Below are 16,233 nucleotides of genomic sequence, written 5' to 3' on the forward strand. Positions count from 1 at the left end.
ATGCAGGGTTTTGGCGTCCATACGAGCATGTGGACCATGAATTGGGATCGTCCCGGCGCCGAGCGCGCGGTGGCTGCGGCGGTAAAGTATGGGGTCGATTTCATTGAGATCCCGATGCTCAATCCGCCGGCGGTCGATACCGCTCATACCAAGGCGCTGCTCGAGAAGCACAAGCTGCGCGCCGTCTGCTCGCTCGGCCTGCCGGAGCGCGCCTGGGCGTCCGTCCGCCCCGATGCGGCGATCGAGCATCTGAAGGTGGCGATCGACAAGACGGCCGACCTCGGCGGCGAGGCGCTTTCCGGCGTGATCTACGGCGGCATCGGCGAGCGCACCGGTGTGCCGCCGACCGAAGCCGAGTATGACAACATCGCGCGGGTGCTTCAGGCCGCCGCCAGGCACGCCAAGACGCGCGGCATTGAGCTAGGCGTCGAGGCGGTCAACCGCTACGAGAACCACCTGATCAACACCGGCTGGCAAGCCGTCGACATGATCAAGCGGGTTGGTGCCGACAATGTCTTCGTGCATCTCGATACCTACCACATGAATATCGAGGAAAAAGGCGTCGGCACCGGCATCCTCGATGCGCGCGATTTCATCAAATATATCCACCTGTCCGAAAGCGATCGCGGCACGCCGGGCTACGGCAACTGCGCCTGGGACGAGATCTTCGCGACGCTGGCTGCGATCGGCTTCAAGGGTGGTCTGGCGATGGAGAGCTTCATCAACATGCCGCCGGAAGTGGCCTATGGCCTCGCCGTCTGGCGGCCGGTCGCCAAGGACGAGGAGGAAGTCATGGGCAATGGCCTGCCGTTCCTGCGCAACAAGGCGAAGCAATACGGGTTGATCTAGGGAAGGGCGCTTCGGCGCCTGACCCTGTTGACGGTGGAGGCTCGCGAGATGTCATTCAAGGCAGACGACGAAACCGCTAGGGTGGCCGTACTCGATGTCGGCAAGACCAATGTGAAGCTGAATGCGGTCACGGCCGATGGCGTCGTCCTGGAAACGCTGAGCGTTGCCAATCCGGTGCTGCCGGGGCCGCCCTGGCGGCATCACGATCTCGAAAGCCTCGGCGGATGGATTTTCTCCAGTCTAGCGGCACTCGCCACCCGCCACCCGCTGCAAACCTTCGTCGCCGCCGGTCATGGGTCCGGCGGCGTCCTCGTCGGCGATGACCCGGACGCAACAGCCGGTGCCGCCCTGCCGATGATCGACTACGAACAGCCGCTGCCGGAGGCGATCCGGCAAGGCTACGCGCCGCTTGCCGGGTCCTTCTTCGATCGCGGCAGCGCGATGATGCACAGCGCCACCCACCAGGCGCGCCAGCTCTACTGGATGCAGGAGCACGCGCCGGATGCAGTCGCCGCCGCGCGCTGGTATCTCGGCCTGCCGCAATATTGGGCCTGGCGTCTGTCCGGCGTCGCGACGTCCGAGGCGAGCCTTCTCGGCGCGCAATCGCATCTCTGGAACGTCGCCGAACGTCGCTTTGCGCCCATCGTCGGTGCGCGCGGCTGGCAACGGCTGATGCCGGATTTCGCTGATGCCTGGCAGGTTCTCGGCTCCGTGCGCCCGGAGCTCGCCCGCCGCTACGGGCTACCGGAGGAACTGCGTGTGCTGGCGGGTGGCCACGACAGCAGCCTCAATCACTATCGCTATCACGCAGCCGGCCTCGGCGATTTCATTGTCGTTTCCACCGGTACGTGGATCGTCGGCTTTTCCGGCCGCACACCGCTCGACCGGCTCGACGAGCATCGCGGCATGACACTGAACAGCGATGTTTTCGGCAACCCGCTCGGTGGGGTGCTTACCATGGGCGGGCGCGAATTTTCGCATGTGGCGGGTACGGCACCTTCGGCGGCTCCCGTTCCGGACGACGTCGTGCTCGGGCTGATCGCCAAGCGCACCATGGCCTTGCCGTCCTTCGGCGACGACGACGGTCTCTTTCCGGGAAGCGCCGGACGCGGCCGTATCGGCGGGCCGCCGGCGGAGACACCGGTCGAACGCAAGGCGCTGGCGCTGCTTTATTGTGCCTTGCTGACAGTGGAATGCGTCGAGGCATTGGGGCCGGGGCCGCTGGTCGTGCTCGACGGAAGCTTCCTGCGCGATCCCCTCTATGCCCGTCTCGTCGCGGCGCTCATGCCGAGCCGGCGGGTGCGCTTCAATCTCGACGCCTACGGCGTGGCTTCCGGTGCCGCACTCCTTGCAGGGGAGGGCCGGCGCAAGGGGCCGGCGCCGCTCTCGCTCGCCGATCCCGGTGACATCTCGCATCTATCGCCAGCGGTTGCCGTTTACGCGCCGCAATGGCGGGCCCGTGCGCGCGCCGGGCACAACAGTGGTTTCAGTCGCGACTTCGAAAGGACATATCGATGACCAAGACCGACATACTCTCGCTCCGCCGCGAGATGGTGGACATCTGCCGCCGGATGAATTCGAGTGGCATCAACCAGGGCACTGCGGGCAACATTTCGGTGCGCACCGAAACCGGCTTCCTGATCACGCCGTCGTCGCTGCCCTATGAGACGATGCGGCCCGAAGACCTTGTCGAAATGGACTTCGACGGCACCTATGCCGGCCTTCGCCCGTCGTCCGAATGGCGGTTCCACCGTGATATCCTGAGGGAGCGCGCGGATATCAACGTCGTGCTGCATTGCCACTCGGTCTATGCGACGACGCTTGCCTGTCATCACAAGACCATTCCAAGTTTCCACTACATGACCGGCATTGCCGGCGGCACGACGATCCGCTGCGCCGAATATGCGACCTTCGGTACCCAGGCGCTCTCCGACAATGCGCTGGTGGCGCTCAAGGACCGTACCGCCTGTCTGCTCGGCCAGCACGGCCAGATCTCGCTCGGCAAGACGCTGGAATCCGCCCTGTGGCTGGCGATCGAGATCGAAACCCTGTCGCGCATGTATGTCCAGGCGTTGACGCTCGGCGAGCCGCCGGTTCTGTCCGACGACGAGATGGAGCGGGTTATCGCCCAGATGCGCCGCATGAGCTACGGCCAGGCGCCGGATGGCGAGGGCGTCAACGACGTGGCCCGTCCCCGCGCTGCCGTCTAGGGCGCGTCCGGCCGCATCTGCTCAGGAGCCTTGTTCGACCGCGGTCGCAAAGGTATCAGGAAGGATCAGTGCGGCGGATGCAAGGAGCGAGGTGCAGCCCATGTCGAACGATCACGCGTCCGAGACTGGCATCCGCCTGGCATTCCCCGGTTCCATTATCGTGATGGGTGTGTCGGGTACCGGCAAGACCTCGGTCGGCGAGGCCATTGCCGCCGCCTGCGGCTACCGTTTCGTCGAAGGTGACGCGCTGCATCCCGAGGAAAACATTCGCAAGATGTCGGCGGGCATCCCGCTTACCGATGCGGATCGCTGGCCGTGGCTGACGGAGATCTGCCGGCAGCTCGCGGCCGGCGAAGCGCCGCTCGTCGTCTCCTGCTCGGCACTGAAGCGCAGTTATCGCGATCTGCTGCGCGATTGTGCCGGTGGACCCGTCGCCTTCGTCTACCTGCACGGCGAACGCGATGTTCTCATCGGGCGGATGCAGCGCCGGACCGGACATTTCATGCCGGCTTCGCTGCTCGACACGCAGCTCGCGACGCTGGAAGACCCGGCCGGCGAGCCTTTGACCGTGACCGTGGACATCGCTCCGCCGCGGCCGGACGTGATCCATGCGGCACTTGCCGAGCTTGCGGGGCTGGGCGCCGCGGACGTTCGCTAGCGCCGAACAAGCCTTCAGGCGGTTCCTCAAAAGACCTGATCCCGCACATCGATGAAGCTGCGAGCCGCGGGCTCATTGCGTCGATGCCCCTATTCTTCTCGGGTTTTCGAAATGGGGTGAATCAACTAATGCTCAGCCCATGACGCAAGGATATCTGATTCGGAGATTCGGCCTGCCTGAAGAGCGGCCGCGCCTTTCGAAAGGCTGGCATGCTCCCTTCGTGGTGGCAGCTTTGCTGGCGGCGACGGCGGCGATATCCGGTTGCACGACGCGCCAGGATGTCGGAACGCCGACCGGCAGCGTTATGGTTCCCCCGGAAAATGCGCTGATCCTGCCGCCGCCCGGCGGTCCGGCGGTCTTGAACGTCGTCGAGCGACGCCGCACCAATGCCATAGAGCAGGACATTTACCTCTACACCTCGGCGGCCACTCCGGGACAGAATGTGCTGCGCGCCAAGTTTTTCGGCCCGATGAACGCGCGGTTCGATCAGCAGAATACCAGCCGCTATGCTGGCATTCAGGACAACAGGATGATGGCCGAGGCGCGTCGGGCGCTGCCCGGCGTTCCCCTGTCGCTCAATCCCTATTTCCTCCAGAACAATTACGGCCCATTCGGCTACGCCTACGGCCAGGGTCGGGCAGACGATGCCTGCATTTTCGCCTGGCAGCAGATCCGCCAGCAGGAAAATCACCGCTCTCCGCTCAAGGGCTACGGCACCATCCAGATCCGGTTGCGCTATTGCGCCGCCGGGGCGAGCGAGGCGGAACTCCTGTCGCCGGTCTACGGCTACACGATCACCGGAACCTTCGGCGATCCGGCCTGGAACCCCTATGGAGCGCCACCGCCGGTGGAAGCCGGGCTCGGCCGTACCGGCAACCCGATCTACCGCAAGGAGCAGGCACCGAGCGAAACCGCGCCGGTGATCGTCACGACGCGCCAGGCACCGCCGGTCGTCCGCCGCGAGGTTCGTGTCGCGCCCGCAACGCAACAGGAAAAACCGGTCGTCTCTTCAACGGCAGGCGCATCCATCCCGCTGCCGGGGCCGGACGGCACGGCAGCACTGCCTCAGCGTGCCGCAAAGACGGTGCCGTCCGTGATCGTGCCCGCGCCGGCATGCGATGCGCAGCAGTCCGGAGGAGCGTGTCCTTAATCGACTGCTAACCATCGGTTGCTAAGGGCTAGTGTAGATTGAGGAAACTCGGTCGAAGGTAGGTTGAGCAATACCAGTGGCATGACGCCGAACGCTGGAAGGCAAATGTATGAGCAAGGTCGGATCCGTAGCCGCTTGGGCGTTCTTTTCGCTTTGCGTCATTGCCGTCATCACATTGCCGGTCAATCTACAGACCCAGCTTATCGTCAGCGTTCTCATCGTCACGTTCATGGCCGTGCTCAAGCTCGCCAATGCCGGCGGCCGCTGGCGGTTGATCGCTCTTGCCTTCGGTACGGCCGTGGTGCTGCGTTACGTCTATTGGCGCACGACGAGCACCTTGCCGCCGCTTAACCAGCCCGAAAACTTCATTCCCGGCTTCCTGCTCTACCTCGCCGAAATGTACAGCGTGATGATGCTGTCGCTGAGCCTGTTCGTGGTGGCGATGCCGCTGCCGCCGCGCAAGGCGAGTTCCATCTCTCCCGGCAAGTTCCCGAAGGTCGATGTCTTCGTGCCCTCCTACAACGAAGACGCAGGGCTGCTGGCCAACACGCTCGCGGCAGCCAAGGCGATGGACTATCCCGCCGACAAGCTGACGGTCTGGCTGCTCGACGACGGCGGCACGCTGCAGAAGCGCAACTCGGCAAACCTCGTCGAAGCGCAGCGCGCGTCCGCTCGCAATGCCGAACTGCAGGCGCTGTGCGACGATCTCGGTGTGCGCTACCTCACGCGCGAGCGCAACGAACACGCCAAGGCCGGCAACCTCAACAATGGCATGCTGCATTCGGATGGCGAGCTGATCGCCGTCTTCGACGCGGACCACGCGCCGGCGCGCGACTTCCTTTTGGAGACCGTCGGCTATTTCGAGCAGGACCCGAAGCTGTTCCTGGTCCAGACGCCGCACTTCTTCCTCAACCCGGACCCGCTTGAGCGCAATTTGCGTACCTTCGAGAAGATGCCGAGCGAAAACGAGATGTTCTACGGCATCATCCAGCGTGGCCTCGACAAGTGGAATGCCGCCTTCTTCTGCGGCTCGGCTGCCGTTCTCCGTCGCAAGGCGCTGGAGGATACCGAAGGCTTCAGCGGCATGAGCATCACCGAGGACTGCGAAACGGCCCTTGCACTGCACGGGCGTGGCTGGAACAGCATCTATGTCGACCGTCCGCTGATCGCGGGTCTGCAGCCGGCGACCTTTGCGAGCTTCATTGGCCAGCGCAGCCGCTGGGCGCAGGGCATGATGCAAATCCTGATCTTCCGCTTCCCGTTGTTCAAGGGCGGCCTGTCGATCCCACAGCGGCTTTGCTACATGTCCTCGACACTGTTCTGGCTGTTCCCGATCCCGCGGACGATCTTTCTCTTCGCGCCGCTTTTCTACCTGTTCTTCGATCTCGAGATCTTCACGGCGTCCGGCGGCGAGTTCCTCGCCTATACGCTTGCCTACATGCTCGTGAACCTGATGATGCAGAACTATCTCTATGGGTCGTTCCGCTGGCCGTGGATCTCCGAACTCTATGAGTTCGCGCAGACGGTGCACCTCTTGCCGGCCGTCATCTCCGTTCTTCTCAGGCCGAGCCGGCCGACCTTCAAGGTGACGGCAAAGGATGAATCGATTCAGGAAAGCCGCCTGTCTGAAATCGCCCGGCCATTCTTCGTCATATTTGCGGTGCTGCTGATCGCTCTCGCGATGACAGTCTACCGAGTCTATACCGAGCCCTACAAGGCCGACGTGACGCTCGTCGTCGGCGGCTGGAACCTTTTGAACCTGATCATGGCCGGCTGCGTACTCGGCGTCGTGTCCGAACGCGGCGAGCGGGCCGCCTCGCGTCGCGTCAAGGTCAGCCGCCGGTGCGAATTCGGCGTTGCCGGTCAATGGTATCCGGCAACCATCGAAGACGTTTCCGCCCACGGCGCGCGGGTCCAGGTCTTCGGCATCGACGCATCGTCTCTGCCGACCGATACCGAAGGCGCAATCCGCTTCGAACCCTATAGCGGCAGTGGCGGGCCGGAAGCTCTGCCCGTCGCCATCCGGAACAAGGAGATCGCCGGGGACATCACCATCATCGGTTGCCGATATCTGCCGCAGGTCGCGCGCCATCACAGCCTCGTCGCGGACCTGATTTTCGCCAATTCACGGCAATGGAGCGAGTTTCAAAGCGCGCGGCGCGGCAATCCGGGCCTAGTGCGCGGTACGCTCTGGTTCCTTTGGATGGCGCTCTATCAGACGAGCCGCGGCATGATCTATTTCCTTCGCAGCCTGCGCGGCTCCGAGGCGCAGAAGGGCGGTGCTTGATGATCAGGCACATCGCTCTTGCCTTCGCCCTGTTGGCCATCCCCGCGGCCGGAGCGGTTGCGCAACCCTCGCCCTTCGACATGTCCGGCGAACGGCCGGCAGATACTCCCATTCTGCAGCCACCGACGGCGACTGCGGGCGAGGGCAACGGGACGGCGCTTGAGCCGCCGGTTGCCGCCAGAGGGCAGGACGATTTCAAGCGCTTCATAATTCCCTTCAGCGCGCTGTCGCTGACGGGCGAGGTCGATGAGCGCACCTGGTCCGTCTACTTGACGGCGGCCCAGGCACAAGCGGCGGCGAGCCTGAATTTTGCCTATCAAAATGCGATCGTCGTCGCCCCCGAGGCGTCGACGCTGCAGGTTTTCGTCAACGGCGAACTCGCCGGCGGGGGTGCAATCGGGTCGGCCGAAGCGGCGGAGCCGTTGAGCTACAAGCTGAAGCCGGGGCTGCTGCGCGCCGGTGCCAACGACATCCGGTTCAAGGTGCGCCAGCGCCATCGAACGGACTGCACGGTCGAATCGACCTATGAGCTCTGGACGGAGATCGCGCCGGATTCGGCCTTCATCCGTTTTGCTCCGGGCGACAGCGCGATGCTTTCGAGCCTCGACGACGTGCGCGCGGTGGGTCTCGACGAGCGCGGCCGCACGCAGTTCAATCTGGTCGTGCCCGGTCTCCAGCAGCCGAGCCGCACGGCCGCCCTGATGCGGCTTTCGCAAGGGCTGGCGCTGCGCGGTCAGATGCCGGCGCAGGAGGTCTCCCTCAGCGAAACCATGCCCGAACTCGGGAAGCCCGGCCAGATCACCGCCCTCGTCGGCACCGCCGAGGAAGTGGCGCCCCTGCTCGAGCGGCTGCCGGACGGCGCTTCGAGCGGGCCCGTTGCCATGTTCGTGCGCGACAGCAGGACGGAGGCATCGGTCCTGGTCATCAGTGGGCCGGACTGGTCGGCGGTGCAGGAGGCGATCGAAGGGGTCACCCAGCCGATGGACCGCCCGAGCAACGTGCCGCGTGACGTGATCGCCACCGGGCGCTGGCTGCTGCCGGAGACGCCGCTGGTGGTTTCGAGCACGCGCTTGCGCTTCTCGGAGCTCGGGGTGGAGACCAGCGAGTTCACCGGCCGGCGCTTCCGCACGCGCTTCTCCGTTGCCGTGCCCTCGGATTTCTATGCGGATGCCTATGGCGATGCGACGCTGCTGCTCGACGCGGCCTACACCGAAACGGTGCAGCCCGGCAGCCACATCGACATCTACGTCAACGGCAATATTGCGTCGACGATCCAGTTAAACTCGGTGAACGGCGACATTCTGCGGCACCTGCCGATCAATGTGACGATGCGGCACTTCAAGCCCGGTCCCAACCTGATCGAGGTCGAGGCGGTGCTGACGGCCGAACCCGACAAGGCCTGTGCGCCGGGAACGCCCGCTTCCAACGATCCACGCTTTGCGCTCTTCGACACCTCGGAGCTGCGCATGCCGAGTTTCGCGCGGATCGGCCGGCGGCCGAACCTTGCGGCGATTTCCGGAGCGGCAGCACCCTACCGCAGCGACACGGCCGCCATCCCGCTTTATCTCGATCGTGCGGACGAGGACACGCTGTCGGCCGCAGCCACGTTTCTTGCGCGCTTGGCCGTTGCCGGCGGCAGACCGCTTGCGGTCGAAATGGTCACGTCGCCGCTTGCTGCCGGCAGTCGAAACGCGCTTTTCATCGGCGCCATGCCGCAATTGCCGAAATCGGTGCTGACCCAGGTCGGCATTGATGCCGCCCGACAGATGTCCTGGGGCAATGCCGTGGTTGCCGGCGCGGGCAACGAGACACAGCAAGCCATGGACGCGTGGCGCACCCGTCTCAGCGGCGGCGCATGGCGGAACCAGGTGACGGCATTCCAGACCTGGGTGAAGCAGGAGTTCGACATCTCGTTGAGTTCGCTGCGCATCGTGCCCGAAACGCAAGCCGAGTTCTCTCCGTCGGAGACCTCGAGCCTGGTTCTCGCACAGGGCGCCAACCCGACCGATGATGCTACCTGGACCTTGCTGACGGCGCCGACAGCCAAGCAGTTGCGCGAGGGGGCGTCGGCAATCGCAGATGCCACGCGCTGGCAGCAGATTTCCGGCCGCGTCTCCGCCTATGAGCCGGCCACCGACAAGATCGAGGTTACGCCGGTCGCCGGCTTCGATTTCGTCCAGACGCAGCCGGCGTCGTTGACCAACTACCGCCTGATCTTTGCGAACTGGTTGTCCACCAACATCATGGTCTATGCGCTTTTGCTGATCGTTCTGTCGGTGCTCCTGGGGCTGGCGACTTCCTCAATGCTCACTCGACTGGGGCGACGCAAATGAGGTGGCGAACTGCACTCCTGGCGGGCCTGTTCGCTTTGATGATGCCTATGGCAGCCGGAGCGGCCGAAGATGGCGGTTCGGTCAGCGCCGAGGATTGGGCGCAGTACAAGAGCCGTTTTCTCGATCCCGGCGGCCGGATCATCGACGATGCCAATGGTAATGTCAGCCACAGCGAAGGGCAGGGCTACGGCCTGCTTTTGGCCGTGCTTGCGGAAAATCCGGCCGACTTCGCGCTGATCTGGTCGTTCACGCGGCGCGAACTGCTTTTGAGGGACGACGGTTTGGCTGCCTGGAAATGGAGCTCCGCCGAAACGCCTCATATCATCGACATCAACAACGCGACCGACGGCGACATCCTGATTGCCTACGCGCTTGTGCTCGCCGGTGAACGCTGGAAACGAGAGGACTATTTGCAGGCCGCGGCCCGGATCGCCAAGGCCATCCTCGACAACACGCTGCTCGACCATGGCGGACGAACACTGCTGCTGCCGGGCGTTTCAGGCTTCGGCACGACCGATCGGGCCGATGGTCCCGTCGTCAATCCGTCCTACTGGATTTTCGAGGCCTTTCCGGCGCTCAACCGCGTGGCGCCGTCTCCGCGCTGGAAGGAGCTCTCGGACGACGGACTGCGATTGCTGAATACGGCCCAATCCGGTCCGCGAAAACTGCCGGCCGATTGGGTCAGCCTGCGCACGGTTCCTAAGCCGGCCCAGGGGTTCCCGGCCGAGTTTGGCTACAACGCACTGCGCATCCCGCTCTACCTGGTTCGGGCGGGTCTCGGTGGCCCGGATCTGTTGGCCAGATTGCGGGAAGGCATGGCCGGCAGCGACGACGCGCTGGTCCTCAGCGATGTCGCGACCGGGTCCGTGAAGGCCAGCCTGACGGATCCTGGTTATCGATTTGTTAACCATATTCTGGCCTGTGTCTTGGACCGGGTTCCGATACCCGACAGCGTCAAGGTGTTCAGCCCGACGCAATATTATCCTTCCACGCTGCACCTGCTGGGGCTGTCTTACGTGAAGGAGAAGCGTCCGGAGTGTCTATGAAATCCTCAATCGTTGCCATTGCCGCTGTGATGACTACGGTGATCGGGGTTGCCGGACTGACCGATGGCGGCTTCCTGCGGCCAAACAGCAATAAGCTCCCGGGGTTGCCTGACCCATCGCCGGAGACGACCACAGCTATTGCCAGCCTGACGGACAAGGCCTCGCGAAGCCCGGCTCCACAGTTCACCGAGGTTGCACAGGCCGATAAACCTTCCGAAGAAAGGGCGAGCCAGAGAAAGACGCCTCCCGTCGTCGACGAATCGGCGCTTCGCTACTTCGCGGCAAAAGGCGATACTGGTCGACTTCAGGCCGAAATTTCGCGCTTGCGTTCACTCTATCCGGATTGGGTGCCGCCCTCCGACCCGTTGGCCGTGCCACGGAACAATGACGTTGCGCTCGAAACCATGTGGAAGGGCTATTCGGATGGCCGCTACGCTGAAGTCCGCAAGGCGATCGCCGAGCGTCAGGCGAAGGATGCCGCATGGCAGCCGCCATCGGATCTTCTGGAGCGCCTGAACGTCGCCGAGGCGCGGGCCCGGCTCGTGAACGCCTCCGAACTCAAGCAGTATGAGACCGTGATCTCGGTCGCCGCCAGCACGCCGAGCCTTCTCACCTGTTCGGAGGTGGATGTGCTCTGGCATGTCGCCCAGGCCTTTGCCGAGACCAAGCGCCCCGAGCGGGCGCGCGATGCCTATCTTTACGTCTTGAACAACTGCGAGAACGCTCCGGAACGGCTCGCCACCGTGCAGAAGGCCGCTGCGACGCTACCTTACGCAACGATGCAGGACCTCCTCGCGCTCGAGCGCAGTTCTCCCGAAGGTGTCGCGGAATTCGAGAGCGTCCGCGACGACCTCGCCCGGCGTTTCGTCGCCGAAGGTGACACGGACAAGGCGCTCACGGTCGATCCGAAATATGTCCAGCGCGTCGAGCGCTTGGCCGCGGCCGGTGGCACGGCGAGCGATGCGCTGCTGCTCGGCTGGTATCATTTGCGGCGCGACAACATGAGTGCTGCCGAGCAATGGTTCCGGCGTGCGCACGACAAGGAAGATTCCGCTTCGGCCTCGCAGGGGTTGGCTTTGACGCTGGTTGCCCGCAAGGTGCCTGCGGAGGCGGAAGCGGTTCTCTATCCGTGGCGGGACAGTTCGCCCGACGCACTCGCAACGTACTTTGCGGCCACGGCCAACCTGCTCGCGATCGATCCGCCTATGACCCTGGATGCGGCCGTGTTGGCGCGGATCGCCGCGGAAACCACCAAGGCCCGTGAGCCGGCAACGGCACAGCAGTTCGGCTGGTACGCGCGCGCCCTCAATCAGCCGGCGACCGCTGCGCAATGGTTCGCGACGGCGCTCCGCTGGAAGCCGGACGACGAACCTTCGGCCTACGGCCTTGCGCTCAGCCGCGACCAGTTGGGCGACAAGGACGGGGTCGTCGAGATCCAGCGACTGTGGTCGGGTCGTTCTGAACGCATCGCCCGCCTCGGCGAAGTCAAAGAACAGCTCGCCGACGTCAACCGTGCGCGGGTCCCGACTGCCGAGACGCAGAGGAGCTCTCCAGAGGCTTCTACGCGCACGACCGTTGTGATGGAGACGGTCGAGCAGCCGGTTGCCCAAAGGCCACGGGTCGCCGGCACCACCCAAAAAGTCGTGCGCAGCGGAGCTGGCTGCAGAACGACGATCAACCCAGCCGGACTGGCGCCGCAGGCGGCGCTCAACCGCGGCTGGTGCCTGATGGACCTCAACCGTCCGCTGGAGGCGGCCGAAGCTTTCGAAGTCGCGCTTCAGGCCCCGGCATCGCAGATCCGAGAAGACGCCGCCTACGGCCAGAGCCTCGCGTACTTGCGCGCCGGCCTGACCAACAAGGCCGCGGTTTCCGCAACCAAGTCGCGGCAGAGCCAAGGGCGAGTTGACGAGTTGCAGACGGCCATTCTGGCCGATCGCGCCATTGCGGCCTTCGATGCCAAGCGCTATCGCGAGGCGATCCTGTTTCTGGACCAGCTCGGACAGATTTCAAGCCGGCGCCAGGACCTGATGGTGCTGCGCGGTTATGCCTATATGAACCTCAATCGCTTTGAGGAAGCCCGGCGGATATTCGGGGCGCTCGCTGCCACGGGCAATCGCGACGCCATGCAGGGCCTGGCGGCCGTTGGCGATACCCAGGAAATCTGGCCGAACAAGAACTGAGCCTCTGCGCTCTTCGAGCCAATCGCAGAATCTCTGAGATTTCCGTTTGGCGATCCGCACCTGTTGCGGTCGCGAGCGCCCGGCGATCGCTTCACGCACAGGATGCAATCGATAGGCACCTCGGGATTTTCATATCGTGCTTGGCTTCGCCCCTCTTTGGAAGGAAATTAGCGAAACGCGGTGCTATCGTCCGGCCATGTCGCGGCATTGATATCGTTGCAATCGCCGCGTTGCGCGTAGAGGATGAAGCGTTATCGTCCGGCCGCTGTGGGAGGAGACCGCGCTGGCCGGCACGATGGGAGGATAGACATGTTTCAGGGCGGGTTGAACTTCGCGCTTGGCGAGGACATTGACGCATTGCGAGAGACCGTGCAGCGCTTTGCAACGGACCGCATAGCGCCATTGGCGGATCAGACCGATCGAGACAACGCATTTCCAATGCAGCTTTGGCGCGAGATGGGCGAACTCGGCCTGCTCGGCATTACAGCCGGCGAAGAGCACGGTGGTGCCGGCATGGGCTATCTCGCCCATTGCGTGGCGATGGAAGAAATCAGCCGCGCATCTGCCTCGATCGGCCTCAGCTACGGCGCCCATTCCAATCTCTGCGTCAACCAGATCAATCGCAACGGCAATGCCGACCAGAAGGCGCGTTACCTGCCGAAGCTGATTTCCGGCGAATATGTCGGCGCGCTCGCAATGTCGGAGCCCGGAGCCGGATCCGACGTCGTCTCGATGACGCTCAGGGCCGACAAGCGCGGCGACCGCTATGTTCTCAACGGCAACAAGATGTGGATCACCAATGGCCCGGACGCCGACGTGCTTGTCGTCTACGCCAAGTCCGATCCGACGGCCGGTCCGCGCGGTATCACCGCATTCCTGGTCGAAGAAGGCTATGCCGGGTTTTCCACCGGCCAGAAGCTCGACAAGCTCGGCATGCGCGGTTCCAACACCTGCGAGCTGATCTTCAAAGACTGCGAAGTGCCAGCGGAAAACGTGCTCGGCATGGTCGGCGGCGGCGTCCGCGTGCTGATGTCCGGGCTCGACTACGAGCGCGTGGTGCTTTCGGCAGGTCCCCTCGGCATCATGGCGGCTTGCCTTGATGTCGTCGTCCCCTATCTGCATGAGCGCAAGCAGTTCGGTCAGCCGATCGGCGAATTCCAGCTGATGCAGGGCAAGCTCGCGGACATGTATGTGACGGCGAATGCGGCACGCGCCTATGTCTATGCGGTGGCGGCAGCCTGCGATCGCGGTGAGACGACGCGCAAGGATGCGGCCGGCTGCATTCTCTACGCAGCCGAGAAGGCGACGGCGCTCGCGCTCGAGGCAATCCAGGCGCTCGGCGGCAACGGCTACACGAACGACTACCCGGCGGGCCGCCTGCTGCGCGATGCCAAGCTCTACGAGATCGGTGCCGGTACCAGCGAAATTCGCCGCATGCTGATCGGCCGGGAGCTGTTCACCGAGACGAGCTAGGCAGGGTGAGACGAAAGCGGCCGAACTCGATCCAATGAGGACCTCATGACCGTTCTGAAATCTCACATCTCGCCGTCCTCCGAAACGTTCAGGGCCAATCAGGCGGCCATGGCCGAGGCGATCTCGACAGTCGAAGAGGCTGTGAAGCTTGCGGCCGGCGGTGGGGGCGACGCCGCGCGCGAGCGCCATGTCAGCCGCGGCAAGCTTCTGCCGCGCGACCGGGTGGCCAACCTCATCGATCCGGCAACGCCCTTTCTCGAAGTCGGAATGACGGCTGCGCACGGCATGTACAATGGCGATGCACCGGCGGCCGGGTTGATCACCGGCATCGGTCGGGTCTCGGGCCGCGAATGCATGATCGTCTGCAACGATCCGACGGTCAAAGGCGGCACCTACTATCCGCTGACGGTGAAGAAGCACCTGCGCGCGCAGGAGATTGCCGCGGAAAACAATCTGCCCTGCATCTACCTCGTCGATTCCGGCGGCGCCAACCTGCCGAACCAGGACGAGGTCTTCCCGGACCGCGATCACTTCGGCCGGATCTTCTACAACCAGGCCAACATGTCGGCCGCCGGCATTCCGCAGATCGCCGTTGTCATGGGCTCGTGCACGGCTGGCGGAGCCTATGTGCCTGCCATGTCGGACGAGACGATCATCGTCGAGGGGCAGGGCACGATCTTCCTGGCTGGCCCGCCGCTCGTGCGCGCCGCGACCGGCGAGGTGGTCTCTGCCGAAGATCTCGGCGGCGCCGACGTGCATACCCGCCTTTCCGGCGTGGCCGATCACCTGGCGCGTGACGATGCCCATGCGCTGGCGCTCGCCCGCCGCTCAGTTGCCGCGCTCAATCGGCTGAAGCCGCAGTCGGTCGAACTGGCACCGCCCGAGCCGCCGCTCTACGATCCGCAAGAGATCGCCGGCATCGTGCCCGCCGACCTGCGCACGCCCTACGATATCCGCGAGGTCATCGCCCGCGTCGTCGACGGCTCGCGTTTCGACGAGTTCAAGGCGAGATATGGCACGACGCTCGTCTGCGGCTTTGCCCACATTCACGGCATCCCGGTCGGCATCATCGCCAACAATGGCGTGCTATTCTCGGAATCGGCGTTGAAGGGCGCACATTTCGTCGAGCTCTGCGCCCAGCGCAAGATCCCGCTCGTCTTCCTGCAGAATATCACCGGCTTCATGGTCGGGCGGAAATACGAGACCGAGGGCATCGCCAAGCACGGCGCCAAGCTGGTGACGGCGGTGGCGACGGCGCGGGTGCCGAAGGTGACGATGCTTGTCGGCGGCTCCTTTGGCGCCGGCAATTACGGCATGTGCGGCCGCGCCTTCTCGCCGCGTTTCCTCTGGACCTGGCCGAACAGCCGCATCTCCGTCATGGGCGGCGAACAGGCGGCCGGCGTGTTGACGACGGTGCGCAGCGAGGCGCTGAAGCGGGCGGGCACGCCCTGGAGCGACGAGGAGGAGGCGCGTTTTCGCCAGCCGATCCTCGATCTCTTCGAGCGCCAGAGCCACCCGCTCTATGCCTCGGCAAGACTTTGGGACGATGGCGTCGTCGATCCGCGCAAGACCCGCGATGTGCTCGGCCTGTCGCTTTCGGCAGCGCTCAACGCGCCGATCGAAGACACGCGCTTCGGCCTCTTCAGGATGTAGGGAGATCCGGATGAAACGCGAAAACATCAATGCCGGCGATGCGCCGCAACCGCGCGGAGGCTATTCGCAGGCCGTACGGCTCGAAGATTTCCAGCGCCTTTTGTTCGTCAGCGGTCAGGTGCCGCTCAGCGCCGAAGACGTCCTGCCGGAAGGGTTCGAGGCGCAGGCGCGTCAGGTCTGGTCGAATATCGATGCGCAATTGCGCGCCGCGGGCATGAGCAAGGCGGATATCGTCAAGGTGACGGTCCTGCTTGCCGACCGGCAGCACGCGATGGCCAACCGCGCGGCCCGGCAGGAATATCTGGGTGCACTCGCGCCCGCCATGACGGTAGCGATCGCCGGGATTTTCGATGCCGGCTGGCTGCTCGAAATCGATGTGATCGCAGCGCAATAG

The 16,233-nt window shown here is 64.4% G+C and carries 12 protein-coding genes; all 12 read left to right on the forward strand.

Annotated elements, in window-relative coordinates:
* The 12 genes from LAC81_RS31310 to LAC81_RS31365 all read left to right on the forward strand — a co-directional run bounded on the left by LAC81_RS31310 (window position 1) and on the right by LAC81_RS31365 (window position 16,233).
* Window positions 1–849, forward strand: a complete 849-nt coding sequence (locus LAC81_RS31310; RefSeq protein ID WP_223730372.1) for a sugar phosphate isomerase/epimerase family protein — start codon at window positions 1–3, stop codon at window positions 847–849.
* Between the two features lie 48 nt (window positions 850–897).
* Window positions 898–2,367: an FGGY family carbohydrate kinase gene (locus LAC81_RS31315; protein ID WP_223728546.1), complete on the forward strand. Its 1,470-nt coding sequence runs from the start codon at window positions 898–900 to the stop codon at window positions 2,365–2,367.
* Window positions 2,364–3,059, forward strand: coding sequence for a class II aldolase/adducin family protein (locus tag LAC81_RS31320; RefSeq protein ID WP_223728547.1), 696 nt, complete (start codon window positions 2,364–2,366; stop codon window positions 3,057–3,059). Before LAC81_RS31315 ends, LAC81_RS31320 begins: the two co-directional genes overlap by 4 nt.
* Before the next feature lie 100 nt (window positions 3,060–3,159).
* The gene (locus tag LAC81_RS31325; protein WP_223728548.1) at window positions 3,160–3,717 is read left to right on the forward strand and encodes a gluconokinase; all 558 of its coding nucleotides are present in this window, start codon (window positions 3,160–3,162) and stop codon (window positions 3,715–3,717) included.
* A 220-nt stretch (window positions 3,718–3,937) separates the two neighbouring features.
* Window positions 3,938–4,867 carry a cellulose biosynthesis protein BcsN gene (gene bcsN / locus LAC81_RS31330; protein ID WP_223728549.1) on the forward strand — a complete coding sequence of 310 codons (930 nt, stop codon included), beginning with the start codon at window positions 3,938–3,940 and terminating at the stop codon, window positions 4,865–4,867.
* A 109-nt stretch (window positions 4,868–4,976) separates the two neighbouring features.
* The gene (gene bcsA, locus LAC81_RS31335) at window positions 4,977–7,154 is read left to right on the forward strand and encodes a UDP-forming cellulose synthase catalytic subunit (RefSeq protein ID WP_223728550.1); all 2,178 of its coding nucleotides are present in this window, start codon (window positions 4,977–4,979) and stop codon (window positions 7,152–7,154) included.
* Window positions 7,154–9,487, forward strand: coding sequence for a cellulose biosynthesis cyclic di-GMP-binding regulatory protein BcsB (locus LAC81_RS31340; protein WP_223728551.1), 2,334 nt, complete (start codon window positions 7,154–7,156; stop codon window positions 9,485–9,487). The genes bcsA and LAC81_RS31340 overlap by 1 nt, the downstream gene beginning before the upstream one ends.
* Window positions 9,484–10,533, forward strand: coding sequence for a glycosyl hydrolase family 8 (locus tag LAC81_RS31345; RefSeq protein WP_419195860.1), 1,050 nt, complete (start codon window positions 9,484–9,486; stop codon window positions 10,531–10,533). The genes LAC81_RS31340 and LAC81_RS31345 overlap by 4 nt, the downstream gene beginning before the upstream one ends.
* The gene (locus LAC81_RS31350; protein ID WP_223728552.1) at window positions 10,530–12,713 is read left to right on the forward strand and encodes a tetratricopeptide repeat protein; all 2,184 of its coding nucleotides are present in this window, start codon (window positions 10,530–10,532) and stop codon (window positions 12,711–12,713) included. The genes LAC81_RS31345 and LAC81_RS31350 overlap by 4 nt, the downstream gene beginning before the upstream one ends.
* A 309-nt stretch (window positions 12,714–13,022) precedes the next feature.
* Window positions 13,023–14,186 carry an isovaleryl-CoA dehydrogenase gene (locus LAC81_RS31355; RefSeq protein ID WP_223728553.1) on the forward strand — a complete coding sequence of 388 codons (1,164 nt, stop codon included), beginning with the start codon at window positions 13,023–13,025 and terminating at the stop codon, window positions 14,184–14,186.
* A 45-nt stretch (window positions 14,187–14,231) separates the two neighbouring features.
* Window positions 14,232–15,839, forward strand: coding sequence for a carboxyl transferase domain-containing protein (locus tag LAC81_RS31360; protein WP_223728554.1), 1,608 nt, complete (start codon window positions 14,232–14,234; stop codon window positions 15,837–15,839).
* 10 nt (window positions 15,840–15,849) lie between these two features.
* Window positions 15,850–16,233, forward strand: a complete 384-nt coding sequence (locus LAC81_RS31365) for a RidA family protein (protein WP_113538584.1) — start codon at window positions 15,850–15,852, stop codon at window positions 16,231–16,233.

This window comes from Ensifer adhaerens (assembly GCF_020035535.1).
Lineage (GTDB): Bacteria > Pseudomonadota > Alphaproteobacteria > Rhizobiales > Rhizobiaceae > Ensifer.

Excerpts from the sequence above, each read along its gene's own strand:
- LAC81_RS31320 (WP_223728547.1), top strand. The coding sequence starts at position 2,364 with ATGACCAAGACCGACATACTCTCGCTCCGCCGCGAGATGGTGGACATC.
- LAC81_RS31350 (WP_223728552.1), top strand. The coding sequence starts at position 10,530 with ATGAAATCCTCAATCGTTGCCATTGCCGCTGTGATGACTACGGTGATC.
- LAC81_RS31365 (WP_113538584.1), top strand. The coding sequence starts at position 15,850 with ATGAAACGCGAAAACATCAATGCCGGCGATGCGCCGCAACCGCGCGGA.
- LAC81_RS31310 (WP_223730372.1), top strand. The coding sequence starts at position 1 with ATGCAGGGTTTTGGCGTCCATACGAGCATGTGGACCATGAATTGGGAT.
- LAC81_RS31340 (WP_223728551.1), top strand. The coding sequence starts at position 7,154 with ATGATCAGGCACATCGCTCTTGCCTTCGCCCTGTTGGCCATCCCCGCG.
- LAC81_RS31360 (WP_223728554.1), top strand. The coding sequence starts at position 14,232 with ATGACCGTTCTGAAATCTCACATCTCGCCGTCCTCCGAAACGTTCAGG.
- LAC81_RS31355 (WP_223728553.1), top strand. The coding sequence starts at position 13,023 with ATGTTTCAGGGCGGGTTGAACTTCGCGCTTGGCGAGGACATTGACGCA.
- LAC81_RS31345 (WP_419195860.1), top strand. The coding sequence starts at position 9,484 with ATGAGGTGGCGAACTGCACTCCTGGCGGGCCTGTTCGCTTTGATGATG.
- LAC81_RS31315 (WP_223728546.1), top strand. The coding sequence starts at position 898 with ATGTCATTCAAGGCAGACGACGAAACCGCTAGGGTGGCCGTACTCGAT.
- bcsA (WP_223728550.1), top strand. The coding sequence starts at position 4,977 with ATGAGCAAGGTCGGATCCGTAGCCGCTTGGGCGTTCTTTTCGCTTTGC.
- LAC81_RS31325 (WP_223728548.1), top strand. The coding sequence starts at position 3,160 with ATGTCGAACGATCACGCGTCCGAGACTGGCATCCGCCTGGCATTCCCC.